This is a genomic window from Candidatus Pelagibacter sp. RS40 (assembly GCF_002101295.1).
Lineage (GTDB): Bacteria > Pseudomonadota > Alphaproteobacteria > Pelagibacterales > Pelagibacteraceae > Pelagibacter.
Genome location: NZ_CP020778.1, coordinates 313336 through 338691 on the forward strand (window position 1 = coordinate 313336; position 25356 = coordinate 338691).

20 protein-coding genes and 1 other RNA gene are annotated in these 25356 nt (G+C 26.4%); 2 read left to right on the forward strand and 19 right to left on the reverse strand.

Features of this window, described 5'->3' with window-relative positions:
• Nucleotides 1–12: 12 nt before the first annotated feature.
• Nucleotides 13–2043, forward strand: a complete 2031-nt coding sequence (locus B8063_RS01725) for an ATP-dependent helicase (protein ID WP_085068868.1) — start codon at nt 13–15, stop codon at nt 2041–2043.
• Nucleotides 2033–3727: an aminopeptidase P family protein gene (locus B8063_RS01730; RefSeq protein ID WP_085068869.1), complete on the forward strand. Its 1695-nt coding sequence runs from the start codon at nt 2033–2035 to the stop codon at nt 3725–3727. Before B8063_RS01725 ends, B8063_RS01730 begins: the two co-directional genes overlap by 11 nt.
• Here the strand turns inward: B8063_RS01730 and ligA are convergent.
• The 19 genes from ligA to rnpB all read right to left on the reverse strand — a co-directional run bounded on the left by ligA (nt 3716) and on the right by rnpB (nt 25322).
• Nucleotides 3716–5725: an NAD-dependent DNA ligase LigA gene (gene ligA / locus B8063_RS01735; protein ID WP_085068871.1), complete on the reverse strand. Its 2010-nt coding sequence runs from the start codon at nt 5723–5725 to the stop codon at nt 3716–3718. The two genes, B8063_RS01730 and ligA, sit on opposite strands and share 12 nt — an antisense overlap.
• A 9-nt stretch (nt 5726–5734) precedes the next feature.
• Complete coding sequence (locus tag B8063_RS01740; protein ID WP_085068873.1) at nt 5735–6574, reverse strand: outer membrane protein assembly factor BamD; 840 nt, start codon at nt 6572–6574, stop codon at nt 5735–5737.
• 37 nt (nt 6575–6611) lie between these two features.
• Nucleotides 6612–7532 carry a UDP-3-O-acyl-N-acetylglucosamine deacetylase gene (gene lpxC / locus B8063_RS01745; RefSeq protein WP_085068875.1) on the reverse strand — a complete coding sequence of 307 codons (921 nt, stop codon included), beginning with the start codon at nt 7530–7532 and terminating at the stop codon, nt 6612–6614.
• A gap of 62 nt (nt 7533–7594) precedes the next feature.
• Nucleotides 7595–8758: a cell division FtsA domain-containing protein gene (locus B8063_RS01750; protein WP_085068877.1), complete on the reverse strand. Its 1164-nt coding sequence runs from the start codon at nt 8756–8758 to the stop codon at nt 7595–7597.
• Between the two features lie 7 nt (nt 8759–8765).
• Nucleotides 8766–9371 carry a cell division protein FtsQ/DivIB gene (locus tag B8063_RS01755; RefSeq protein ID WP_198150966.1) on the reverse strand — a complete coding sequence of 202 codons (606 nt, stop codon included), beginning with the start codon at nt 9369–9371 and terminating at the stop codon, nt 8766–8768.
• 64 nt (nt 9372–9435) lie between these two features.
• Nucleotides 9436–10356 (reverse strand): D-alanine--D-alanine ligase, encoded by a 921-nt coding sequence (locus tag B8063_RS01760; RefSeq protein ID WP_085068881.1) that lies wholly within the window; start codon nt 10354–10356, stop codon nt 9436–9438.
• Nucleotides 10353–11258 carry a UDP-N-acetylmuramate dehydrogenase gene (gene murB, locus B8063_RS01765; protein WP_085068884.1) on the reverse strand — a complete coding sequence of 302 codons (906 nt, stop codon included), beginning with the start codon at nt 11256–11258 and terminating at the stop codon, nt 10353–10355. The genes B8063_RS01760 and murB overlap by 4 nt, the downstream gene beginning before the upstream one ends.
• A 10-nt stretch (nt 11259–11268) precedes the next feature.
• Entirely contained in the window at nt 11269–12648 is a 1380-nt protein-coding gene (murC, locus tag B8063_RS01770) for a UDP-N-acetylmuramate--L-alanine ligase (protein WP_085068886.1), read from the reverse strand.
• Nucleotides 12638–13702: a UDP-N-acetylglucosamine--N-acetylmuramyl-(pentapeptide) pyrophosphoryl-undecaprenol N-acetylglucosamine transferase gene (locus tag B8063_RS01775; RefSeq protein WP_085068888.1), complete on the reverse strand. Its 1065-nt coding sequence runs from the start codon at nt 13700–13702 to the stop codon at nt 12638–12640. Before B8063_RS01775 ends, murC begins: the two co-directional genes overlap by 11 nt.
• Nucleotides 13699–14811, reverse strand: a complete 1113-nt coding sequence (locus tag B8063_RS01780) for an FtsW/RodA/SpoVE family cell cycle protein (RefSeq protein ID WP_085068890.1) — start codon at nt 14809–14811, stop codon at nt 13699–13701. Before B8063_RS01780 ends, B8063_RS01775 begins: the two co-directional genes overlap by 4 nt.
• Nucleotides 14804–16102: a UDP-N-acetylmuramoyl-L-alanine--D-glutamate ligase gene (murD, locus tag B8063_RS01785; protein WP_232311408.1), complete on the reverse strand. Its 1299-nt coding sequence runs from the start codon at nt 16100–16102 to the stop codon at nt 14804–14806. The genes B8063_RS01780 and murD overlap by 8 nt, the downstream gene beginning before the upstream one ends.
• Nucleotides 16102–17187, reverse strand: coding sequence for a phospho-N-acetylmuramoyl-pentapeptide-transferase (gene mraY / locus B8063_RS01790; protein WP_085068892.1), 1086 nt, complete (start codon nt 17185–17187; stop codon nt 16102–16104). Before mraY ends, murD begins: the two co-directional genes overlap by 1 nt.
• Before the next feature lie 3 nt (nt 17188–17190).
• Entirely contained in the window at nt 17191–20013 is a 2823-nt protein-coding gene (locus tag B8063_RS01795) for a UDP-N-acetylmuramoyl-L-alanyl-D-glutamate--2,6-diaminopimelate ligase (protein ID WP_232311409.1), read from the reverse strand.
• A gap of 8 nt (nt 20014–20021) precedes the next feature.
• Complete coding sequence (locus tag B8063_RS01800; RefSeq protein WP_157101709.1) at nt 20022–21635, reverse strand: peptidoglycan D,D-transpeptidase FtsI family protein; 1614 nt, start codon at nt 21633–21635, stop codon at nt 20022–20024.
• Complete coding sequence (locus B8063_RS07150) at nt 21628–21915, reverse strand: hypothetical protein (RefSeq protein ID WP_075521415.1); 288 nt, start codon at nt 21913–21915, stop codon at nt 21628–21630. Before B8063_RS07150 ends, B8063_RS01800 begins: the two co-directional genes overlap by 8 nt.
• Complete coding sequence (gene rsmH / locus B8063_RS01805) at nt 21912–22913, reverse strand: 16S rRNA (cytosine(1402)-N(4))-methyltransferase RsmH (protein ID WP_085068894.1); 1002 nt, start codon at nt 22911–22913, stop codon at nt 21912–21914. The genes B8063_RS07150 and rsmH overlap by 4 nt, the downstream gene beginning before the upstream one ends.
• An 18-nt stretch (nt 22914–22931) precedes the next feature.
• Nucleotides 22932–24359, reverse strand: coding sequence for a cell division protein FtsZ (ftsZ, locus tag B8063_RS01810; RefSeq protein ID WP_085068896.1), 1428 nt, complete (start codon nt 24357–24359; stop codon nt 22932–22934).
• An 11-nt stretch (nt 24360–24370) separates the two neighbouring features.
• Entirely contained in the window at nt 24371–24826 is a 456-nt protein-coding gene (mraZ, locus tag B8063_RS01815; RefSeq protein ID WP_085068898.1) for a division/cell wall cluster transcriptional repressor MraZ, read from the reverse strand.
• Nucleotides 24827–24964: 138 nt separating this feature from the next.
• An RNA gene (rnpB, locus tag B8063_RS01820) (RNase P RNA component class A) lies at nt 24965–25322 on the reverse strand.
• Nucleotides 25323–25356: the final 34 nt, after the last annotated feature.

The window sequence follows — 25356 nt, forward strand, 5'->3', positions numbered from 1 at the left end:
ATAAAAAATTAGATGTTAAATTCAGAATATTTAAAAAATTTAAATGAAAATCAGAGAAAAGCTGTAGAGTGTTTAGATGGTCCTCTTTTGATAGTAGCCGGTGCAGGATCAGGTAAAACTAAAGTTCTTACCTCAAGAATTGCACATATAATAAAAAAAAATAAAGCATTTCCAAACCAAATTTTAGCTGTCACCTTTACAAATAAAGCTGCAAAAGAAATGCAATTAAGAGTGTCTAAATTGCTCAGGAAAGATGCTACGGGATTACCGTGGCTTGGAACATTTCATTCAATTAGTGCAAAACTTCTTAGAAAACACGCTGATGCTGTTGGACTCAAAAGTAATTTTACAATTATAGACCAAGATGATCAAGTAAGACTTATTAAAAATATATGTAAAGCAGAGAATGTAGATATAAAAAAAATATCACCAAAGTATATTCTTGCAATTATTGATAAATGGAAAAATAAAGGTTTTTATCCTCAAGATGTTATTCTGAAAAGAAAAGATCCTTTAGAAAAAAACTTTTTAAGTATTTACAAAATTTACCAAGAAAAATTGGTAAATCTAAATTCAGCAGATTTTAGTGATTTGATTTTGCATACAGTAAAAATATTTGAAAAATATACTGATATTGCTGAATTATATTCTAAGAAATTTAAATATATTTTAGTTGATGAATATCAAGATACTAATTTTATTCAAAGTGAATGGTTAAGATATTTATCAGGTCATAATAAAAATATTTGTTGTGTTGGTGATGATGACCAATCAATTTACAGTTGGAGAGGTGCGGAAATAAAAAACTTTCTAGAATTTGATAAAGTTTATGAAAATACAAAGGTTATTCGTTTGGAAAAGAATTATAGATCAACACAAAATATTTTGAGTGTTGCGTCTAAATTAATTGAAAATAATCAAAATCGAGTAGGAAAAACTTTGTTCACTAATCATGATGATGGAGAGTTGGTAAGTTTAAGTTGTTTTAGAAATGTTAAAGATGAGGCAACTGAAGTTGGTGCAGAAATTGAGAGAATTAAAAAAAATTATTCTCTTAACGAAGTAGCAATTTTAGTTAGAGCTATATTCCAAACTAGAGAATTTGAAGAAAGATTTTTAAAAATAGGACTTCCTTACAGAATTGTAGGAGGTATTAAATTTTATGAAAGAGCTGAAATTAAAGATTGTGTTGCATATTTAAAGGTTATTCACCAACCTTTTGATGACTTATCTTTTGAACGAATAATTAATGTTCCCAAGAGGTCAATTGGAGATACAACTATCAAAATAATTAATGAGTACTCAAAAGTAAATAAAACTTCGTTGGAAAATGCAGCAAGAAAACTTATTGAAGAAAACAAAATTAAACCAAAAACTAAATTAGGATTAAATTTATTGTTAAATCTTTTGCAAAAATGGAGAGGAGATTTAAAAAATAAAATAAATCATAATAAACTTTTGCAACTTGTTTTGGATGAATCTGGATACAGTGAAATGCTAAAAAACAAAAAAGACTTGGAAAATGAAAATAGATTAGAAAATATAAAGGAATTATTAAGTGCTATGAAAGAATTTGATAATCTTGAAAGTTTCTTAGAACATGTTGCCCTTGCAACGTCTTTGGATCAAGATTGGGAAACTGAGAAAGTAAACCTTATGACCATGCACGCTTCAAAAGGTTTAGAATTTGACGTTGTATTTTTGCCAGGATGGGAGGAAGGTCTGTTTCCTCATCAAAAAAGCATAGAGGAGAAAGGTGAGAATGGTTTAGAAGAGGAAAGAAGACTGGCTTATGTGGGTATAACCAGAGCAAAAAAAATAGCGAAAATATCTTTTTCTATGAATAGATTTTATCAAGGTGATTGGATTGATAGCATGTCATCTAGGTTTATTGATGAATTGCCAGATGAAAATTTAAAAAAAAATAACAATTTTATTGATGAAAGCGAGGAAGATTTTGAATTTAACCAGGACATTGAATTCGATGAACCAATTAGAAGTCCTGGATGGCTGAGATATCAAAAAAAATTAAATGATAAATAAAATTAAAAATCTAATTAATCTTAATAATCTAGATGGATACATAGTACCAAAAAACGATGAGTTTTTTACAGAATATTCAAAAATAAATAAACTTGAAATTGTTGCAAATTTTTCTGGATCTGCAGGCTTTATATTAATTTTAAAAAACTCAAATCATTTATTTGTTGATGGCAGATACACAATACAAGCTAAAAAACAGTCAGGAAAAAAATTTAAAATTCATGAGATACCTTACGAATGGCCAAAAGACATATTAAAAAAAGATGCTCGACTTAATATTGGTTTTGACCCAAAGTTATTTACAACAGATACTTTAAAAAGATATTTTAATAATTCTTGTAATCTATTTCCAGTAGAATCTAATCTATTCAGAACTAAAGCTGAGATTGTTAATAAAGATAATCTAATTTATCATATAAATACTTCAGTTGTTGGGGAAAGTTCAAAAAGTAAAATTAATAGATTGAATAAAATTGTTGAAAGTGAAAAGTTAGATAATTTATTTATCAGTTCAGGAGAAAATGTTTGCTGGTTACTTAACATTAGAGGTAAAGATTTGCCAAACTCTCCGATAGCTAATTTTCAAGCTATATTAACTAGCAATAAAAACATAATACTATTTGGAAATATTAAAAAATTAAAAAATATAAAAAAAGAATTTTTAAAAAATAAAATTTCTTTTTATGAAAAAGAAAATTTCTTTAAAATACTTAGCTCTTTAAAAGGAAAATCATTTTGCATAGACAGCAAAACCTGTTCGGTTTTTAATGAAAAATTAATTAATTCAAGGTTCTTAATTAGAAAAAGAGTTGATCCAATTTATGATTTAAAATCAATTAAAAATAAGATTGAAATTAAAAATATGATTGAAGCACATATTAAAGATGGTGTTGCAGTTACAAAATTTTTATTCTGGATAAAAAATTCAAATGTTAAAAAATTGGATGAGATTAAAGTTGAAAAAAAATTGGAAAGTTTTAGAAAGAAGAGCAAAAATTATTTATTTCCAAGCTTTAGTACAATTGCAGGGTCAGGACCAAACGGTGCAATAATTCACTATAGATCCAATATAAAATCAAATCGTAAACTTAATAAAGATCATCTTTTATTAGTAGATTCAGGTGGGCAATACAAATGGGGTACAACTGATATTACAAGAACAATTTCTTTTAGTGATCCTAGTAAGAAAACTAAAGAGCTTTACACAAGGGTTTTGAAAGGTCACATAGCAGTTGCAATATCAAAAATAGATAAATTAAAAAATGGAAATAATATAGATAAACTAGCTAGAAAAAGTATTAACTCTATAAATTTAGACTATAGACATGGAACTGGGCACGGAGTTGGGTTTTTTATGAATGTCCATGAAGGTCCACAAAGTATAGCTAAAAACAATTTTATAAAACTCAAAAAAGGTATGATTGTTAGCAATGAGCCAGGTATTTATTTGGAAAACAAGTTTGGAATAAGAATTGAAAATTTAGTCTATATAGATGGAAATAATAAAAATCTTTGTTTCAAAAACTTAACTTTTGCTCCTCTTGAAAAAGATTTAATAGATGAAAATATGCTAACAAAAATTGAAAAAGATTATATTTTTTCTTACCACTTGGAAACTTACTCAAAATTATCAGCATATCTCAATAACAAAGAGAGAAAGTGGCTTGCAAAACTAATTGAATAAATCAGACCACTCCTTTTGGGTAAGTATTTTAATTCCCAAATTTTTAGCCTGCTCCACTTTTCTATTAGTTGGTTTTTCACCGGTCACTAAGTAGTCTAATTTCTTTGTTACACTGCTAACAATACTACCAGCATTTTCCTCAATTAAACTTTTAGCCTCTGCTCGACTAATGTTTTGAAGTTTGCCAGTAAACATGAAAGAAACATTTTTTAATTTCCCTTTACTTTTAACTTCTCTATCTTTAACGCTCAGTATCTCACTTAATTTTTCTACAACTTTAATATTTGTTTTATTTTGAAAGAATTTTTCTAAAGATTTAACTTGAGTTTCTCCTATTCCATCAATGTTAATTAGTTCTTTAATTTTATCTTTTTTTAAAAAATTTAAAAAACTTTTAATATTTTTTGTAAAATCAGCGATTATTTTAGCATTTTCTATTCCAATATGTCTTATTCCTAATGAAAAAATAAATTTATCTAAGGTAACTTTTTTTGAATTTTCAATTGAAAATTTAAGATTTGAAGCTGATTGTGATCCCCATCCATCAAGAGAGGAAATTTTCTGGTAATCTAAATTATAGATATCTTGAGGTAATTTTATAAATTTTAAGTCCCAAAATTTTTCAATTACTTTTTTACCTAGCCCGTCAATATTTATTGCATCTTTTGATATGAAATGTTTAATTTTTTCTATTGCAATTTTATTGCAAGTGTATCCATCATTAGTACATCTTCTAACTGCATCGAATTTTTTGGTAATTTTATTAAATTCTTTTTCTGTCTTAGATCCACAAGAAGGACATATTGTTGGGAATATAAATTTATTTTGTGTTTTTTTTCTTTTTTTAAGATCAACTTCTAAAACATGAGGGATAACATCTCCTGCTCTTTCAATTTTTACTGTGTCACCAATTCTTATATCTTTTCTTATAATTTCATCTTCATTGTGTAAGGTTGCATTTGATACCACTACACCTCCAATATTTACCGGTTTGACTTTTGCGACAGGTGTTAAAGCTCCTGTTCGTCCAACTTGGATATCGATGTTCAAAATTTCAGAATATGCGTGATCTGCAGAGAATTTATGTGCTATTGCCCATCTAGGGGCATTTGAGGTAAATCCTAATCTTTTTTGTAATTGTAAACTATTTACTTTATAAACCAATCCATCAATATCATAATTTAAATCAAATCTTTTCTTTTCAAATTGCTCGTGAAATATAAATAGCTCATCGGTAGTTTTTATTACTTTGTTATAATCACTTGTTAAAAATCCCCAGGACTTTAGCTTGTTCAAAAAATCAGACTGATTTTTAAATTTATTTTCACTAATAAATCCAAATGTATACGCAATAAATTTAAGTGGAATCTTGGATGTTTCTTTAGGATCTTTTTGTCTAAGTGATCCTGATGCTGCGTTTCGAGGATTTGCAAAGTTATCCTTTATTTTCTCAAAATCTTTTTTTTCAATAAAAACTTCCCCTCTTATTTCTATTTCCTTAGGAATATTTTTATCTAAAATTTTATGTGGGATATCTTTGATGGTTTTTAAGTTGTTTGTTATAAGCTCACCTTCACTTCCATCACCACGAGAAACGCCATAAGTTAAATTGCCATTTAAATAAGTCAAAGATGCAGAAATACCATCAATTTTTGGCTCAACACTATATTCTAATGCAATTTTTTCATTTAAATAATTTAGGATTTTTTTTTCAAAATTAATTAGATCTTCTTTATCAAATGCGTTGGATAAAGATAACATCTGTACTTTATGCTTAAACTTCTCAAAATTTTTAGACGGTTTAAAACCTACAGAGTAAGATGGAGATTTTACACTTCTGAGAAAAGAATATTTTTTCTCTAAATTTATTATATTGGCTTTAAGCTCATCAAATTCTTTATCAGAAATAGCTGGTGCACTTTTGTCATAATATAATTTGTTATGTTTTTGGAATTCTTTTATCTTTCTTTTATATATTTTTTCAATTTCCTTATTCATCTGATCAACTTATTTAAGTAGATCTTTTAATTTATGCAATATTGATTGTTCTTTTTCTAAATTTTCTTTTTTTGCTGTATTAATATAATTCTTGTTAAAAATCTTATAACTTTCCTCATACCATTCACTTGATTGGTAATTATACCCCAATAAATAAGCATATTTTTTTGATTCACCAACTAAACCCAATCTGTAATGTAACTCTACTAATCTATGAAGAGCTTCCTCGACGTATATAGTTGTTTCATATTCATTAACTACTGTTTTAAATCTATTTATTGCAGGTATCCATTTTTCCCTGTCTACATAATATCTTGCAAGGTACATTTCTTTTGAGGCAAGTATTTCTTGTATAAGTTCAAGTTTAAATTCTGCATCAACTGCAAACTCTGTATTTGGATAATCTTTAATAATAATTTTAAAATATTCTTTGGCTTTAAGTATTTCCTCTAAATCCTTAGTTTCATCAACTATTAGATTGTAATGACTTAAAGCTAGCAGATAGTAAGCATAATCTCTTCTAGGGTGATTTTTGTATTTTCGTAAAAATTTTTCTAATTCTATTATTGTATCATCATAATAAAGTTGGGAAAAATAAGCATAAGCAGCCATTAATGCTGCTCTTGGAGCCCAGATTGATTGTGGGTAAATGATTTCAGCTTCATTAAATTTCTTAGCAGCAAAAATTACATCATTTTTTTCCAACTCTTCGAGACCTTCGTTATAAGCATCGATCATTTGCGTCTCTAAACTCTTTTCCTCTACTATTGAAATTTTTTCATCTTTTTTGGTGCAAGAATTAAGGTTTAGAAAAAATATTAAAATTACAATTTTATAAAATAAATTCATTCAAAAATTTAGCAGAATTTATGAAAATTTCTAATTATTAAGCAATAGATCTCAATTGACTTCTGTTTGCAAACGAATGTGGAAGGTTTTTTCCCTTAATTTCAATCAAAGAATAATTTTTTTTATCTGCGAATAATTTTCTCAATAGTTTATTTGTTAAGCTATGTCCTCCTTGAGAACATTTTACCGATCCAATTATTCTATAACCAGACAAATAAAGATCACCCATACAATCAAGAATTTTATGATTAACGAACTCTAAATTATTTCTAAGTCCTTCTTTATTTAAAATAGTATTATCTTTTACAACAACTGCATTATCTAAGCTGCCACCTTTACCTAGCCCAAGTTCTTCTAATTTTTTTAAATCTTCATAAAGACAAAAAGTTCTTGAGTTAAAAATATCATTAAGATCATCCTCAAATAGACTGACTTTATTTCTTTGAGTTTGTATAGTTGGATTTTCATATTTTATTTCAAAATCAATTTCTGAAGTAACATTTGATTTATCAATTGAAATTGATTTGTTTCCCTCTCTAAGCTCTACTTTATTTTCAATTTTTATTAACTTGATGGGATCATCATAATTTCTAAAACCGGCTTTCAAAATTAATTCTACAAATTTTTTTGCTGAGCCGTCGATTATAGGAAGCTCTTGTGAATCTAATTCAACAATAGCATTATCAACTCCCAAACCATAAAATGCTCCCATCAAATGCTCAATAGTAGAAACTTTTACATCATATTGGTTTGATACCGCAGTGCACAGTGTTGCATCCATTACATTATTGTAATTGGGTATAATTAAGTTGTTATTTTTTAAGTCAATCCTCTTGAAAACTATACCTGTATTTGCTGAAGCAGGTAAAACATTCATGTTAACTTCAGCACCAGTATGAACACCTATTCCACTGACTGAGAATTTTTTGCTTAAAGTTTTTTGAGTTAATAAAGACACTCAAGACTTATAATAAATGGTTGATTAATTAGACATACAAGTATTATTACAACAAAATACAACTATATTTTTTGAAAAAGATTAAAAAATCTCTCAAAAATTCCTTTGTTTTTATTATTTTTAATGAAATTTTCCTTTTCTAGGTTGTATTTTAAAGCATACTCCAAACCTGATTTGCAAATCTCTTTATCTGTTTCGTCATAAAAAATTATGTCTTTGAAATTGTTAGAACTTTCAAAGTTAAAAGAATTTTTATCAAACAACTTAGCTCCACCGCCTATCAAAACTAACAAAATCTCATCTTTATCTATAGTTTCTGAAATTTTAACATCTTCAAACAACAAATTAAAAATTTCTTCAACACGGGCTAAAATAACTTTTTTTAATAAATCTATTGATATTTTTTTTGTAATTAATTTTTTTGTTAAATTGTCTTCCTTTTGTTTAATTTCATTAGCATAAGAGAATTCTGTTTCTGATTTATTAAAAAGATGTTTAATCTCCTCAGAGTCTTTTAGATCGATTTTCATTATATAAGAAATATCTTTTGTAATACTTTGCCCACCTATAGGTATATTTTTAAATAAGCGTAAACTGCCATCTCTAAATAGAATTAGAGAGCTTCTTAAAAAACCAATATCTAAAAATGCGATATATTTTTCATTTTTAAAATTATTTATATAATTGAAAGACCTTACAACACTAGAACAAAAAGTATTTTTAATTTCTAAATTATTTTTAGAAAAAATATTTTTTAAATGAGAATAATTTTCAATAGATATACACAAAAATTTGAATTCAAAAATAATATCTGAATGATCTTTAAGATCATTTGGTATTTTTTTTAATTCTATTTTATCTACTTTAATACAGCTTGTAAAAAATTGAATTATTTTAAGATCTTTATAGTAGCTATTTATAATTTGGATACATTCTCGACAAGCTTCAGTCTTAAGGTCATTTGGTAATTTAATGTGATCAATTCTTTTTTTTATTGATATATCTATTGTGAAAAAATTAGAGTCATCAAACAATAAATTAATATCTTCTATATGACTGGAAATTTCTTTTTCTGAATTCTTTATTAATTTTTTTATAATACTTGTGATTTCTTCAAATTTTTCATTATTATCGATTTTTTCTGATAAATGAGAAATTATTTTTTTTTTTTGATCAAATGTTATAATTTTTACTTTTGAAGAGCCAAGATCAATTACTGTATACATGTTTACTTCATTTATAACTGATAATAATTTTTTTAGGAACTCTCAAATCAACAATACTATTTTTATAGATTTTGCCTTCATCCTCTAAAATTTTATATTGTTTTAAAGATTGCTCATAATTAGAAAATGGTAATTTAATTGTTATATTATCTTCTTTATTTAAATCCCATCGACTACTTTTAAAATAATAATAATTTTTAATTTCATCTAAGTTGAAACTATTACTTCGTAAGTTATTTTGTAAAATTAACAATTCTTCGATCGAAAAATTACCAAATACAAAAGGAACATTTGGTTGAATATTAATTTTTTTTTGTTCAATAAATTTTTTGTTATTTCCAATAAGATACACTCTGCCATTTTTCATAGTTTTGCCTACATAACTTGTTTTTTTGATATCTATATTTAACTCTGATGGAAAAATTTTCTTTATTTTAAAAGTTTCTATATGTTTTATATTATCTAAAATCGAATACATTTGATTGTTGTTAAGTAAAAAAATATTTTGATTTTTAAATAATTCTAAATCGCTTCTTAATGAATACTCCTCATCTAAATTTAATCCATTTATACTGATTTCATTTAATTTAAATATATTTGAAAATTTACTCATTTGCTTAAAATTAAAAATTGTATTTAGAAATACGAATATAAATAAATAAAAATAAATTTTTTTTTTATTTATTGATAGAAGCATCTAATAAAATTTTATTTATTAATTGTGCAAAAGATATATTTCTATATTTAGCTATTTCTGGAACCAATGATAAAGATGTCATTCCTGGTTGAGTATTAGTCTCCAGGAGGTAAAATTTATTTCTATTAAATCTAAAATCTGACCTGGTTACTCCTCTACATTTTAGCAATTTATGTGCCTTCAATGCGATAGATGTAACTTTATCATAATTTTTTTTACTTATATTTACAGGTATAATATGTTCTGTTTTAGCGTTTGGATTATATTTTGCCTCATAATCATAAAACATTCTCTTTGGCTTGAGTTCAATTGCACCTAATTTTTCATTTCCAAGAATAGCTACCTGTATTTCTCTACCTGGAATAAATTTTTCAATTAATATTTCATCATAATGTCTCAATTTTTTCAAATTACTTAAGAAATTATTTTTTTTACATATATAAACACTTACACTTGATCCTTCGTTAATTGGTTTAATTACAACAGGAAATTTGAGTTTTTTTTGAACTTCTTGAATAATTTTTTTCTCATTAAAATTTCTAAATTTAAATTTAATATACTCAGGAGTAAGGATGTTATTTTTAATATATATTTCTTTTGAAATTTCTTTGTCTATAGCTAGAGATGAAGATAAAACACCAGAGTGAGTATATTTAATTTTTTGTGACTCTAGTATAGCCTGTATATAACCATCCTCTCCGTATCTTCCGTGAAGTAAATTAAAAGCTATATCAGGTTTAAAAGTATTTATTTTTTTTACAAAATTTCCGTCAGGTTCCACGACATCTATTATGTATTTTTTATTTTTTTTTAATTCTAAGTAAACACTTCTTGCAGTTTTTAGACTTATTTCTCTTTCATTTGAATAACCACCTGCAATAATTAAAATTTTTTTCTTCATTCTACAATAATTATTTCTGGATTAATGTTAATGCCAGTTTTTTTCTGAACTTTTTCTTGAACTGTATAAATTAATTTTTTCATATCTTTAAAGCTTGCATCTTTCTTATTTACAAAAAAATTCATATGTTTTTCTGATATACTTGCATCTCCAAAACTCAAAGAATTTGGTACTGACTCATTTATTAACTCCCAAACTTTTTTTGAAGTTTGATCTATGGGATTTTTGAATGTGCTTCCTCCAGTTTTAATTTTAGTAGGTTGAGCTTTTTCTTTACTATTTTTCATTTGCTCCATAGTTTGTAAAATTTTATTTTGCTCAGTTTTTTTTCCTTCAAACGTCGCGCTTAGAAAAATTAGATCTTTTGATAAATCAGAACCTCTATACTTAAATTTGATATCATTTTTATTTATCATTTTTACTGATCCATCAAAATCAATACATTGAACAGAAACTAATACATCTTTGAATTCATTATCAAAACATCCAGAGTTCATTCTAATTCCACCTCCAACTGAACCAGGGATACAGGACATGAATTCCATTCCTGTTAAACTATTTTCTTTAGAAAATTCAGATAATCTTTTTTGAGATATTCCGCATCCAGCTATCACTAAGTTTTCGTTCAAAATTGAGAGATTTTGAAAATTTTTACCGAGCTTAATGACCACTCCATTAAAATCATCATCTGAAATCAATACGTTTGAGCCTGCCCCTAAAACGAATATTTTTCCTCTTTTTTTGAAGGTCTTTAAAAAATTTACTAATCCAGTTAAAGATTTTGCCTTAAAAAAAACTTTTGTTTTTCCTCCAATATTAAACCAATTCAATTTTTTTAAATCATAATCAAAATAAAGCTCATCATCATTAATTGGCAGTTTTTTTAGGTCATCAATTTGCATTAATTTGTTTTTATAAATTCCTCATCCAATTAGAAATGCTTCCAGCGCCCATTCCTATATAAATTTTTTCACCATAGCCCGTTTGTTTAATTAATTTTTTTAGACTATCTTCATTCTCAATTTTAATAAGATTAATATTTGAATTTTTAATTATTAATTTTGCAAATTTTTCATATGCAAAACCGAGTTTAATATTTTCACTTGCTTTATATATTGGGCAAAGAATTACGGTATCTGCTTTTTTAAAGGATCTAGAAAATTCAAATTTGAGGTTTTTTACTCTAGATATTCTGTGTGGCTGAAATATGCATATAATTTCCCTTTTCTTATAAACTTCTTTTACTCCCTCGAGTACAGAAGATATTTCTGTTGGATGGTGAGCATAGTCATCAAAAAATAATGCATCATTTTTTTTAAAAAGAAAATTAAATCTTCTTTGCACACCTTTAAAATTTTTTAGACCTTCTTTGATAGTCTTATCATTTATCCCAATTAAAAAAGCGACAGCTGCACATGAAGCTGCGTTTTTGATATTATGCATACCAATCAATGGTATCTTTATTTTTTTTATTTCTTTTTTACTGCCAGGTATTTTTATTTTTAAATTAAATTCAGAGTATTTTTCTTTTTGCAAAGTATTTGTTATATTAAAGTTTGCATCCTTTGATAATCCATATGTATAAAAATTTTTGTTGTTTGTCTTTTTGATTACTTCTTTAATATTTTTATCATCAATACATATAAAGGTTTTCCCTAATGAGGGAGTTTTTTCTATAAAGCTTGAAAAATTTTTTTTCAAATTTTCAAGAGATTTATAAAAATCCAGATGTTCGGCATCAATATTTGTAATTATGGAATATGTAAAAGGTATTTTTAAAAAGCTTCCATCAGACTCATCAGACTCAATTAAGCACCAATTACTTTTTCCAAGTTTAGCTGAGTTACCAAATGAATTTAAAACTCCTCCATTAATTATGGTTGGATCCAATTTGGCGCTTCCAAATATACTAGACAGTAATGATGTTGTAGTTGTTTTTCCATGGGATCCTGTGACTACAATATTTTTCATTAAAGAAACAATATGACCAAGCATTTCTCCTCTTGTATATATTGGTAACTTTAATTTTTTTGCTTGAACTAATTCAGGATTATTCTTTTTTATTGCTGTTGAAATTACAAGAACAGTACTATTTTTTAAATTTTTTTTATTATGATTTAGGAAGATTGGTATTTTTTTTTGTTTTAATCTATCAATATTTTTATTTTCTGAAATATCGCTACCTTGAACTCTGAAACCAAGACCGTTCATTATTAAAGCCAAGCCACTCATACCTATTCCGCCTATTCCAATAAAATGAATTAGCTCTCTTTTTCCTAAATTAATTTTCATTGATAAGGTCTATCAATTTTTTATTTACATTATTCCAGCTGTTTTGGTTAGTAATTTTTGATAAATTATTTTTTTTTTCTTCATGATCTTTCTTATCTTTAAATAAATTTATAAAATTCATGCTGTTAAGATCGTTTTGTTTTATTAACCAACAACAATTATTTTCCTCGTATACCTTGGCGTTATAAAATTGATGATTATCTTTAGCAAATGGGAAAGGTATTGCTAAAAAAGGTATGTTTAAATGTGCTAATTCTGCAATTGCAGAGGCGCCTGATCTTGTAATTGCGATATCTATATCATTAATTTTTGTATGAAGATTTTCATCAAAATCAAATAATTCATATTTAAAATTAGATTTTTGATAATAACCATTAATTCTTTTTCTTTCATTTATATTTAAAACTTGTTGCTTAACTGCAATGTTAAGTTCTTTTGATAACTCCAAAATGTATTTTGTTATTTGTTTATCAAAAAAAATAGATCCTTGACTCCCTCCAACTATTAAAATTTTAATAACTTTTTTTTGTAAATGTTGAGGATTTTTTTCTGCTTCATAAATTTCTTTTCTCAAAATTGGAGCAATCAATGCAATTTTACCAAAATATTTATTGGGAAATAATTTCAAGTTTTTATTGTAACATAAAATCTTTTTTGCAATTTTAATCATATATTTATTTGACCGTCCAATCACACTATTTGGTTCAAATAAAACAATCTCACAATTTAAAAATAAAGATGCAAAACAAAATGGAAAGGACATATACCCACCTGTACTTATAATTTTGCTTATATTATTTTTTTTTAAGTAATTATATGATTCGAATATTACATATATAAATTTAAATAATTTAAATGGTAGAGACCAAATATTACTAAATAAGTTTGGTACTTTTATTAAATTATATTCGTAATCTTGTTTATTTATAAATTTAGTACCCCTTTCATCTGTGGCTATACGAACATCAAAATTATTTTTTAAATGATCAAAAATTGTAAGGGCGGGTATTACATGGCCACCTGAGCCACCAGTTACGATTAAAATTTTTTTCATACCTCTGACAATCTTCTTTTTGTTAAGTTAAGTATTATACCTGAAACTAAAGCTGTACTAATTATAGATGAGCCACCATAACTTAAAAATGGCAGGGTCATACCAGTAGTAGGCAACAATCTAATATTTACTCCAACATGTACAAATGTTTGTAACAATATCAATGTTACACATCCAATTAAGATTAATTTATTTTTTTCTGAAATAGTATTATTAATTTTTTTGATCACATTATAAGAGAAGACTAAATATAAAATCATTATCAAAATTACAATAATAGCTCCAAACTCTTCTGATATAACAGAGATTATATAATCTGTGTGCGCTTCAGGAACTTTTGAATTTAATGTTCCTTCACCGATCCCTCTACCAAAAAATCCTCCACCAGAAATTGCATCACTTGCTCGATCCGCTTGGTAATTATTTCCACTACTAGTATTCAAAAAAGAAAGAAGTCTTATTTTTATGTATTCAAACTTTGATACAAAAAATATTAAATATGTTGATATTGATATTGTAAAAATAAAAAACAAAAAGAATAAATATATGTTTATTCCTGAAACGAATATTAGTGTTAACCATACCATTGTAATTAATAACGTCTGGCCAAGATCGGGCTGTGAGATTAAAAGAAGTATAACTGGCAAAAGAACAATGCCGCTTAATAAATATTTGTAAAAAATATTTTTATTTAAACAGAGCAAGATTGAGATAAATACAATAAAGTATGGCTTCAGCAATTCTATAGGTTGAAAACGTGGTAAAATCCACAAATCAAGCCATCTTTTTGAGCCTTTTACCTCTATGCCTACAAATGGAGTTATCAAAAGAAAAACTAGTGTGATAAAAAAAAAAGCTAGTGAGATTTTGATTAAGATATCTTCTTTCAAAATTGAGAGGAAAAACAGTATTAAGGCTCCAAGCCCAATAAAAATTAAGTGTTTAACAAAAAAGTAATATGAGTTCGTATCAAGTTTGTCAGAAGCAATTAAAGATGTCGATACTAAAGAGAAGAAAAGACCTAGAAAAAATAAAACTGAAATAAGAAAAAGGATAAATTTATCTATATTCTTCCACCAATCATAAAAATTTTCAAAAAATCTATGCATTTATATATTTTTTAAGCAGTTGATTAAAATATCTTCCTCTTTCTTCAAAATTTTTAAACTGATCAAATGAAGCTGCTGCAGGGCTAAATAAAATAGTTTTTTTTCCATTTTTATTTTTTTTAATATCTAAAAATAATTTAGAAAGAATATTCTTTAGATTTTTTGATGAATGTGATCTGCATTTATTTTTTAGTACATTTAAAAAAAATGCTTTGTTAGTTCCATAGATATAAGCTTTTATTTTCTTAAAATATTTTTTATTTAAATTTAGTTTATCACCCTTCTTTGCTAAACCACCTAAAATCCAATAGATATTTTCGTATGATTGTAACAATGGCACTGTTGATGAAAATGATGTTGATTTTGAGTCATTAATTATCAAAATTTTTTTTTTATTATAAACAATCTGTTGTCTATAATTTAATCCTTTGAAGTTGTTTACTACCTTTAAAATTTTGGAATTATCGAGTTTTAAGATATTAGAAAGCGCTAATACAAATGAAAGATTTTTTATGTTTGATAAATTTTTAAAATAATTATTTTTTATTTTTTTGAAAAAACTATCATATTCTTTAAAGTCTACATTTTTTATTTTAGATTTAAACTTTTGCGATTTTAAAATATCTCTAATTAGCACGTTATTTTTTTCGATTAGCGCTATTGATTTCTTTTTCTGTTTTTTAATTAATTTTAATTTAGCGTTTACGTAATTTTGAAAAGTTTTATGCCTCTCTAAATGGTCGGGGGCTATATTCAAAATTAGAGCTATATTAGTTTCAAAATATTTGCTGTAGTCGATTTGATAGGATGATGCCTCAATAACAAAAATAGTATTTTTTTTTATATTTTTTTCTTTTAAAATTGGGTTTCCAATATTACCAACCAATCTAACATCTTTTTTATGGTATTTTAAAACTTCATAAATTAATTTAGATGTAGTTGATTTTCCATTTGTTCCTGTAATTGTAATTTTATTTAAATTTGGATATGTTTTATAAAAAATATCTAGCTCACTAATTATTTTAATTTTATTTTTTTTTAAAAACTTAGATAAAATACAGTTATTAATATCAATTCCAGGGCTTAAAAAAATAAAATCAAAGTTTATTTTTTTTATTCTATCTGGAGAAAAAAAGTAATTACTATATTTTTTATTTTTTATAGAAAAATTATCATCAAAAACTAATATGTCATTATTTCTATTTAAAAATTCAAAACAAGCACTTCCAGATTTTCCTAATCCATAAATTAAAATTTTTTTTTTATAAAAAAAATTTTCTTTTAATTTCATTATCTCAATTTTAGAGTTGCAATTCCTATTAATGCTAAAATTATAGATATAATCCAAAATCTAATTACAACAGTTGACTCTGGCCATCCTTTTTTCTCAAAATGATGATGTATTGGAGCCATTCTAAAAATTCTTTTTCCAGTCAATTTAAATGAAATAACCTGAACAATTACAGATATAGCCTCCAAAACAAACAAACCACCCGTAATTGCTAAAACAATTTCATGTTTAGTTATAATCCCAACTGCTCCTAATGATCCGCCTAAAGAAAGTGACCCAGTATCACCCATAAAAATTTTTGCAGGTGGTGCATTAAACCAAAGAAAACCAAGGCACGCCCCTATTATAGCGCCGCAAAATATTGAGGCCTCTCCAACACCCTCTATGTAAGGAATTTGCAAATAACCTGAAAAAACCATATTTCCAGAAACATAGCTTATCAATGCAAAGCATGAAGCTACAAGTATCACTGGAACTGTTGCTAAGCCATCTAAACCATCGGTCAAGTTCACAGCATTAGATGAGCCTACAAGTACAAAAATATAAAAAGGTATAAAAAACCAACCTAAATTAATAACTAAATTTTTTAAAAATGGAAAATATAGATTTTCTATTTCATCTGATACACCTGAATAATATAAAATTAATATCCCAACAATTGCTAAAAATATCTGAATTGAAATTTTAAATTTAGAAGAAACGCCATTTGAATTGTTAAATTTTATTTTTTTGTAATCATCATAGGCACCTAACAGTCCAAAAGTACCAGCAATATAAATAAGAAACCAATTATAAGGATTTGATAAATCTCCCCACAAAAAGACACCCGAAAAAACACCAATCAATATTAATAACCCTCCCATTGTAGGTGTTCCAATTTTTTTTACTATATGTTCATCTGGTCCATCATCTCGGATTGGATTGTGTATTTTTTTTGATGAGAAATATCTTATAAATGGTCCACCAGTTATAAATACGACTATCATTGCTGTAAACATTGATAATCCTGTTCGGACAGTCAGATATTTAAAGACATTAAAAAAACTAAAAGTATCAACTAAATTTGAAAATAAAATATAAAGCATAAATTAATTTAATTTTTTTATTATTTCGTTTAATCCAGTCGAATTTGATCCTTTCACCATAAGATAATCATTATTATTAATTTCATTATTTATAAATCTCAATATTTCACTATTAGATTTAAAGATTTTGCCTTTCTTTTGTGTTCTTAATTTGTTGAAAGTATAAATGATATCTTTGCCATAAACATATACTTTGGATATTTGAGTTTTATTAATATTATTTGCAATATCGGAGTGCAATTTTTTTGAAAATTTACCAAGCTCTAACATATCTCCGAGCAGTAAATATTTAGCATTTCGTGTTTTAATTTTATCAAATTTTTCAATAGAAAATTTCAGTGATAATGGGTTTGAATTATAGCTTTCATCAATTAATTGGACTGTCTTTTTTTTAATTTTAATTTTTTTTAAGTTTCCTCTGCCTGATGGATGAATGTAATCCTTGAATATATTTTTATTCAATTTATCGATTTTTAAGAAATTCGAAATTACTGCAACGGCTGCTGCTAAATTAAGCTTATAATTATATAAATCTTTATTTATTTTAAATTTGTATTTTTTATTATTTGATTTTATTTCGAGAATTTTTTTTATTCTATTTTTTTTATTATCTATAAATTGAAAATCTGATTTATTTTTAATACTAAAGGAAATTATCTTTAATCCTCTATTTAATGCCCTCTCTTTAAAAAAATTATAAAAAACATCATCTGCATTTAAGATAATCCTGCCTCCACTAGTGATATTTTTTATAATTTCAGCTTTTGCCTCTGCAATTCCCTTAATTGAATTAAAGTTTTTAATATGAGCATAAGATATATTTGTTATTACTCCAATATCTGGTCGGATTAAATTAGACAACTTTTGAATTTCACCTTTCTTATCCATTCCAATTTCAAATACTCCAATTTTATGCTTCATATCAATATTAAATAACGACAATGGAACTCCATATTGATTGTTGAATGATTTTTTTGAATATGAAGTTGGTATTAAAGTATTAAGACTCTGACCAATTAGTTCTTTTAAAGAAGTTTTACCAGCAGATCCTGTAATTGCGACAATGGGTGTTCCTAATGATTTACGTATTATACATGATAAATTTGAGAAAGTATTAAGTGTATCTTTTACAAATATTTTTCTTGGATTTTTTTTTGAATAATTTTTATCTAATATACAAATAGATGCTTTTTTCTTAAGAGCTTCATCGGCAAACTTGTTTCCATCAATATTCTTTCCTTTAATACCAAAAAAAATATTATTTTTTTTTATATCTTTTGAATTAATAGATGCTTTATTAATTAAAAAGTTATTGTTAATTTTTACATTTAAGTATTCATTAATGATATTTACCTTTAAATTCTTAGATAATTTTTTATTTTTTTTATGAATAGCATCAATCATACAATCTTTATCTGAAAAAAATTTCTTAGTTTTGTATTCTTGGTAATTTTCGTGACCTTTTCCTGCCACTATCAATATCTCATCAGATCTTAAATCTTTTATTGCCTTTTCAATTGCTTTTTTTCTTGAAGGAATTTCAACTAATTTTGATTTTAAGATCTTGGCTTTGATACTGTTTCTTATTTTTTTTGGACTTTCTGTTCTAGGATTGTCGTCAGTTAAATATATTTTATCACATAAATCATTAGCAATTTTGCCCATAATTGATCTCTTTGGTTTATCCCTATCTCCCCCGCAACCAAAAACTAAATTTACTTTTCGATGTTTAAACTGCTCTTTAATGTTTAAAACACAGGTCTTCAGTGCATCAGGTGTGTGAGCATAATCTAAAATAGCTATTGAATTATTTTTACAATTCCCAATTTCTTCAAAACGACCTGGTACAGCTTTAATATTTTCTACTGATTTAAGAATATTATCTAATTTTATATTACTTTTATGTGCGGCTAGAATTGACATTAAAAGATTTTTAATTTGGATCTTGCCAATCAATTGAGTTTTTAAATTATATTTTTTTTTATTAAATGAAAATGTTATTTCTTGTTTGTTATCAACTATAGAATATTTTTCAATTAATAAGTCGCCATTTAATTCTCCAATTGTAAATTTTTTAATTTTATTTTTTTCACAAATATTTTTTAAAATTTCTGCACATTTTGTGTCTTCATCAAAAATAGCAACAGATCCTTTTTTCATCAATTTCTTAAACAAAATTAATTTTGCATTTAAATAATCTTTTAAGGTTTTGTGATAATCTAAATGATCTCTGCTTAGATTTGTAAATATTCCAACGTCAAATTTTAATCCATCAAGCCGATGTTGTTTTAGCCCATGACTTGATGCTTCTAATATCACATTATTAATTTTTTTTTTTTCAAAATAATTTAAATTTTTTCCAATTTTTATTGGATCAAAAGTAGTATTGGATGTGTTTTCAATTTTTTTTTTTCCGCTAATTCCAAGGGTACCGAAAGATGCTACCTTTTTTTTGTTTTTTTTTAAAATTTGATAATAAAAATTTGCAATTGAAGTTTTTCCATTAGTACCTGTAACAGCAATTAGATTTTGTGGTTTTTTTTTAAAAATTTGTGAAGACAAATTAGATAATATTTGTCTTGGATTATTTTGTTTTAAATAAATAATATTATTTTTAATTTGATCTTTAAATTTTGAAGAAATAATAATTTTTGCGCCATTTTTGATTGCATCATTTATATAATTGTTTCCATCAAACCTATCTCCTTTAATTGCAATAAATATGTAATTTTTTTTTACCTCTTTCGAATTAAATGCTAAGCCTGAGAAATTTAAATTTTTAAATTTTTTATTTATATTTGGAAGATAATCTTTAAGTAACATCATTTACGCTCTTAATATTTTGTGGCTAAAATTGGCCCAATTTTATCAATTATTTGACCTGTAACCCAAACGGTAGTCCACCCAGCGGTGTTTCTCCAATTTCCTTTATAAGGTTGTCTTCCATCTCTATAATTATAAACAAACTCTTTATTTGGTTTTGGTTCATCTAACATTACCACTAAAGCAAACTTTGGATCTGAGGCAGGGAAAACAGAAGCAAAAGTATTTATTTTTTTTTTTGAATATTCCCCATCTGCTGGTTGATCAGCAGTACCTGTTTTTCCTCCAACTTCAAACCCAGCTACATTTGCAAATCCAGCCGTTCCCTCTTTTGTTGATACTATTTTTCTCAATATTGGATTAATAAGATTTGAAACATCTTGATTGATTAATCTTACTTTATCGTTTTCATATTTTTTTTTAATCAATGTTGGGTTTATTTCGTATCCACCATTAGTAACAATAGAGTAACCTTTTGTGAGTTGTAAAAGTGTAGTAGCTATACCATGTCCAAATGCAACTGTAGCAAGTTTACATTTGCCCCATTTTCCAATTTGTGTAGTTCCAATTTCATCCGTATCAAATGTAAGTTGGTTTAATATTCCAATTTTTACTAAAAAATCCTCAAAATTATCTATTCCTACCTTTTGGGCGATACGAACAGATCCTATATTTCCAGATCTTATTAAAATTTGTTCTGCGGTTAAATTTGAAGGAATTTTATTGTCATACTCCTCTATAGAATTTTTATTACAAGTAATTTTTTTTTTTAGATTGGTAAATTCTGTTTCTGGGCTAACTACATCATAATTTATTCCAGCAGCTAAAGTGAATGTTTTAAAAACTGATCCAAGTTCATAAACTCCCTTAGTTGCTCTATTTATATATTTTAAATCCTTAAGATTTTTTCTTTTGTTTAAATCAAAATCTGGAAGAGAAATCATTGATAGTATTTCTCCATTATGAATATTCATTAATATTGCTGCACTTCCAACGTTTTTGAAAATATCTTCAGCCTTTGCCAGCTCTTCTCTAATTAAGTATTGCAGTTCTTTATCAACAGTAAGTTTTAAAGCCTCTTTTGAAGACCTTAACTCATAATCAAAACTTTTTTCTAATCCAGATATACCATTATTATCATTATCTATTTGACCAATAATATGGCTAAATAATTCTCCGTTTGGATACACTCTTGCAATTTTTTCTTCTAATCTAAATGCCTTTTCTCCTAATTTTAAAACTGCTTCTAATTTTTCTGGTGATATTTTTTTTTTTACATAAAAAAATTTTTTTCCATTTATTTGATCTTTGAAGTTTTTATTAGGAAATAATAATTTTAGAGATAATAATAGTTTTTTTTTGTCGACAACTAACTTTGGATCTATTCCTAAGTTAGTTATTCTTACTGATTTAGCTAAAATATCACCTTCTCTGTCAATAATACTAGATCTGAAATTTTCTTTTTTTTTTATAATTTTTTGTTCAGGCAGATCATTATAACTGAGAAATAAAATTTTAGCTGAAAACAACAAAGAAATAACAAAAAAAATAAAAAAAATAAAAGCAATTCTCTCAAAGGAGATTTTTAAATTTGATTTCTTTTCAACAAACTTAAATTCACTCATTGTTTATTATCTTATTATTTAAATCTTCTAAATTTTTAATGTTGCTAATTTTTAATTGAATAAGGTTATTTTCAAAAAATTTTGTTTGATATTCCATTAATTTTTTTGGAGAAGTGAGAAAATTATAATCTAAAAGTACCAGCTCTAGCCGATTTTCTAAGGCTCTTATATTTTCTTTTGTTTCAAATATTTTTTTATCTAGTTGCTTTGTTGAGTTTTTAGTTAAAGTTGTTGCCAATATTAAAAAAATAACAGGGATTAAAAAAATTAATTTTCTCATGAATTATAACTTAAATTCTCAGTCTCAATTAAGTAATTAAATTTTTCATGCAATTCATTAAAATTATCATTTTCATCAGTTTTAATAGCATATCTAAGTTTTGCTGATCTTGATGCAGGATTAATCTTGATTTCGTGGTTACTTGGAACAATTGGTTTTTTATTTCTCAATTTTAAACAATTATTTTTTATTACATTTGGTGTATATCGTGAGGAATTCTTTTTGTCAGAATAATTTTTAAAAAAAAATTTTACAATTTTATCTTCTATTGAGTGGAAAGTTACTACAACAATCATACCTCCAACTGGTAGAATCTTGAATGAATATATTAATCCATTAATCAATTCACTTATCTCTTTATTAATATAAATTCGTAAAGCTTGAAAAATTTTTGTTGATGGATTTGTTTTAAAAAACTTATACTTTTTAATTTCAGCAACAATATTGACTAAATCTTCAGTCTTAAGTTTATTTTTATTTCTATTTTGAATTATTCTTCTTGCAATTAATTTTGAGTTTTTTTCCTCACCAAATATTTTAAAAATTTTATTTAAACTCTTTTCAGAGATATTTGAAATTACATCATCACATGAAAACTGATTTAAACCCAATCTCATATCTAATTTTCCAGTGCTTTGAAACGATAATCCTTTTTTAAAATCTAAAATCTGATTTAAGGAGTAACCTAAATCAAATATCACAGCTTTAAGATCATTATCTTTAATATTTAATTTATCGATTTCAGAAAATTTACTATTAAAAAAATTAAATCGATTTTTATTTTGTTTTTCTATTTTTTTGGCAATCTGCAAAACGTCTGGATCTCTATCCAGAGCAATTACTTTATTTGATTTTGCTTTTAATATTTCTTTTGAATATCCACCTTGACCTAAGGTGCAATCTATAAATGTGCCACCATAAAGAGGGGAAATAATGCTAATTAATTCATTTAGCAGAACTGGAAAATGATTTTTTTCCAGATTTATGGTGGCATTCATTTATTTTTTTGAAGAACATTAATTTTTTTGTCTTCTCAAAAATGCTGGTATTTCTAGATCATCTTCTTCAGAAATTTGATCTTCTTCTGATTTTATTGAACTTTCTTCATTCATCGCCTCACTATCTGAGTTAAAAAGTTCAGGAGTTTTTTCCTCATTAAATTTAAAATTCTCAAGACCATTTGATGAAAAATCATTTTCCACTGTATTTGAGCTGTTTTTTACTTCTTGACTTTGAAAAGTCTCTTTTTCACTTGAATTATCTTGATAAGTATCCAACTCATTTGAACTAACATCTAAATTTTCACTTTTTATCTCTTCTTCAATTTTAAGTGCATTCGCTCCATTAGTTATTATTGAATTAGTTGGATTTGAAAATGTAAACGATTGAGATGAACCTGTATTAGAAAAATCTGTATAACCAGGATTTCTATTTTGTATTCTGTGTACCATGTTGATAACTGATTTCGGTTCTGGTTGTTGACCATCAAGTGATGTTGCAACAATTGATACTCTCATTAGTCCATCTAAATTTTCATCTGTAATCGCTCCAATAATAAGTTCCGCCTCTGGATCAACTTCAGCTCTTACTTTGTTTACAGCTTCGTCTACTTCAAACAGTTTTAAATCTTTTCCTCCGGTTATGTTAACAAGCAAGCCTTTTGCACCTTTTAGTGTGTAATCATCAATTAGGGGATTATTAATTGCCATTTCAGCAGCTTTTACTGCTCTACCTTCGCCTTCTGCTTGACCAGTACCCATCATTGCTTTACCCATTGAACTCATAACTGTCTCAACATCTGCAAAGTCTAAATTTATTAAACCCGGTCTGACCATTAAATCTGTAATACTTTGAACCCCATGTAACAAAACATCATTCGATAATTCAAAAGACTCTTCGAAAGTAGTTTGCTCGCTTGCAATTTTAAACAAGTTTTGGTTTGGAACTACAATTATTGTATCAACATGTTTTCTTAGCTCCTCTAATCCTTGTTGAGCTTTTCTCATTCTTGATGGACCTTCATATAAAAATGGAAGAGTAACTACACCTACCGTTAAAATGTTCAATTCTTTTGCAGCTCTTGCAATTACATGTGCGGCTCCAGTTCCAGTACCACCACCCATTCCTGCAGTTATGAAAACCATGTTTGAACCTTGCAATACATTTATGATTTCATTTAAGGACTCATCAGCTGATGCTTCACCTATATCTAACTTTGCGCCTGCCCCTAAACCTTTTGTAAGGTTTAAACCCATTTGTATTTTTGCTTGAGCTTTACTTAGTCTTAAATCCTGTGCATCTGTATTAACAGCAATAAATTCAACACCTTGGAGACCAGATTCAATCATCCCGTTAATTGCATTTCCTCCAGCTCCTCCAACTCCAAGAACTAATATTCTTGGTTTTAGCTCTTTAATGTCTGGTGTTTTAAAATTTATTGTCATTTATCCCCCTTTTAGTTATTAAGTTTTTTTTCCCATTTAAGGCTGTTTCTATTTATGTTTGATTTTTTTCTAGCATTGACCCTAAATTTTTCAAAAGAAGTTGGTTCCCATATTTGAAATGTTTTTCCCTGACCAACGAAAAGTATGCTGTTTCTAATTTTCGAATATTTTAATAATTTTTTTGTTAGTGCAATACGACCCTCACTATCAAATTGTAGATTTATACTTTCTGATAAAATTGATGTTGCAAAATAATCCTTTTTTTCTTCAAATGGATCTAAAGAATCTATTGCATTTGATATTTTTTCTATTCTATCTTGTGGCCAAGCTTCGATCGATGAGTGATTAAAAGATGGGAAACAAACTATTCCATTATACCCAAGATTTGACAAATATGATCTAAAGGGAGCAGGCACAGAAACCCTCCCTTTTTTGTCTATTTTGTTTTCGTAAGTAGAAAGAAACATTTTTATATAATTTTAATAATTCCATATTTGGGAATATATGGGATATTATGGGTTTTTACTACTATTTTCAATAGAAAATCCTGCGCGGAAATTCTACTTACAAGTCTTTAATAAGCTTTATTTTTTGATTAAATTTTTAATGCCAGATAAACTATAAGCCGGGTTCTGTCGTTTAAACTTATCATTTATCTAGGCTTTAAATCACTTTAAAGCTCAAGCAACTAACCCTGATGACTAGCCAAAGACTACTTTTAGTTATTTCTAACAATGTCATCTCTACTCAGTCTTGCTCTCAGTGGGGTTTTCCATGCGCTAGCTGTTACCAACTTAGCCGGTGTGCTCTTACCACACCTTTTCACCCTTGCCTTGATAAGGCGGTTTATTTTCTGTGGCACTATCCCTAAGGTCTCCCCCGCCAGTCGTTAACTGGCACTGTGTCTTTGTAGAGCCCGGACTTTCCTCTTTAATTTTTTAAAGTGATAAGTCATTTATCTGGCAACTGGAAAATATGAATTTTTATAAATTTTTCA

Excerpts from the sequence above, each read along its gene's own strand:
- B8063_RS01795 (WP_232311409.1), bottom strand. The coding sequence starts at position 20,013 with ATGATGTTACTTAAAGATTATCTTCCAAATATAAATAAAAAATTTAAA.
- rsmH (WP_085068894.1), bottom strand. The coding sequence starts at position 22,913 with ATGAATGCCACCATAAATCTGGAAAAAAATCATTTTCCAGTTCTGCTA.
- B8063_RS01760 (WP_085068881.1), bottom strand. The coding sequence starts at position 10,356 with ATGAAGAAAAAAATTTTAATTATTGCAGGTGGTTATTCAAATGAAAGA.
- mraZ (WP_085068898.1), bottom strand. The coding sequence starts at position 24,826 with ATGTTTCTTTCTACTTACGAAAACAAAATAGACAAAAAAGGGAGGGTT.
- murB (WP_085068884.1), bottom strand. The coding sequence starts at position 11,258 with ATGCAAATTGATGACCTAAAAAAACTGCCAATTAATGATGATGAGCTT.
- mraY (WP_085068892.1), bottom strand. The coding sequence starts at position 17,187 with ATGCTTTATATTTTATTTTCAAATTTAGTTGATACTTTTAGTTTTTTT.
- B8063_RS01800 (WP_157101709.1), bottom strand. The coding sequence starts at position 21,635 with ATGAGTGAATTTAAGTTTGTTGAAAAGAAATCAAATTTAAAAATCTCC.
- murC (WP_085068886.1), bottom strand. The coding sequence starts at position 12,648 with ATGAAAATTAATTTAGGAAAAAGAGAGCTAATTCATTTTATTGGAATA.
- B8063_RS07150 (WP_075521415.1), bottom strand. The coding sequence starts at position 21,915 with ATGAGAAAATTAATTTTTTTAATCCCTGTTATTTTTTTAATATTGGCA.
- B8063_RS01750 (WP_085068877.1), bottom strand. The coding sequence starts at position 8,758 with ATGTATACAGTAATTGATCTTGGCTCTTCAAAAGTAAAAATTATAACA.
- B8063_RS01775 (WP_085068888.1), bottom strand. The coding sequence starts at position 13,702 with ATGAAAAAAATTTTAATCGTAACTGGTGGCTCAGGTGGCCATGTAATA.
- ligA (WP_085068871.1), bottom strand. The coding sequence starts at position 5,725 with ATGAATAAGGAAATTGAAAAAATATATAAAAGAAAGATAAAAGAATTC.
- ftsZ (WP_085068896.1), bottom strand. The coding sequence starts at position 24,359 with ATGACAATAAATTTTAAAACACCAGACATTAAAGAGCTAAAACCAAGA.
- murD (WP_232311408.1), bottom strand. The coding sequence starts at position 16,102 with ATGAAATTAAAAGAAAATTTTTTTTATAAAAAAAAAATTTTAATTTAT.
- B8063_RS01780 (WP_085068890.1), bottom strand. The coding sequence starts at position 14,811 with ATGCATAGATTTTTTGAAAATTTTTATGATTGGTGGAAGAATATAGAT.
- B8063_RS01740 (WP_085068873.1), bottom strand. The coding sequence starts at position 6,574 with ATGAATTTATTTTATAAAATTGTAATTTTAATATTTTTTCTAAACCTT.
- B8063_RS01730 (WP_085068869.1), top strand. The coding sequence starts at position 2,033 with ATGATAAATAAAATTAAAAATCTAATTAATCTTAATAATCTAGATGGA.
- B8063_RS01725 (WP_085068868.1), top strand. The coding sequence starts at position 13 with ATGTTAAATTCAGAATATTTAAAAAATTTAAATGAAAATCAGAGAAAA.
- B8063_RS01755 (WP_198150966.1), bottom strand. The coding sequence starts at position 9,371 with ATGAGTAAATTTTCAAATATATTTAAATTAAATGAAATCAGTATAAAT.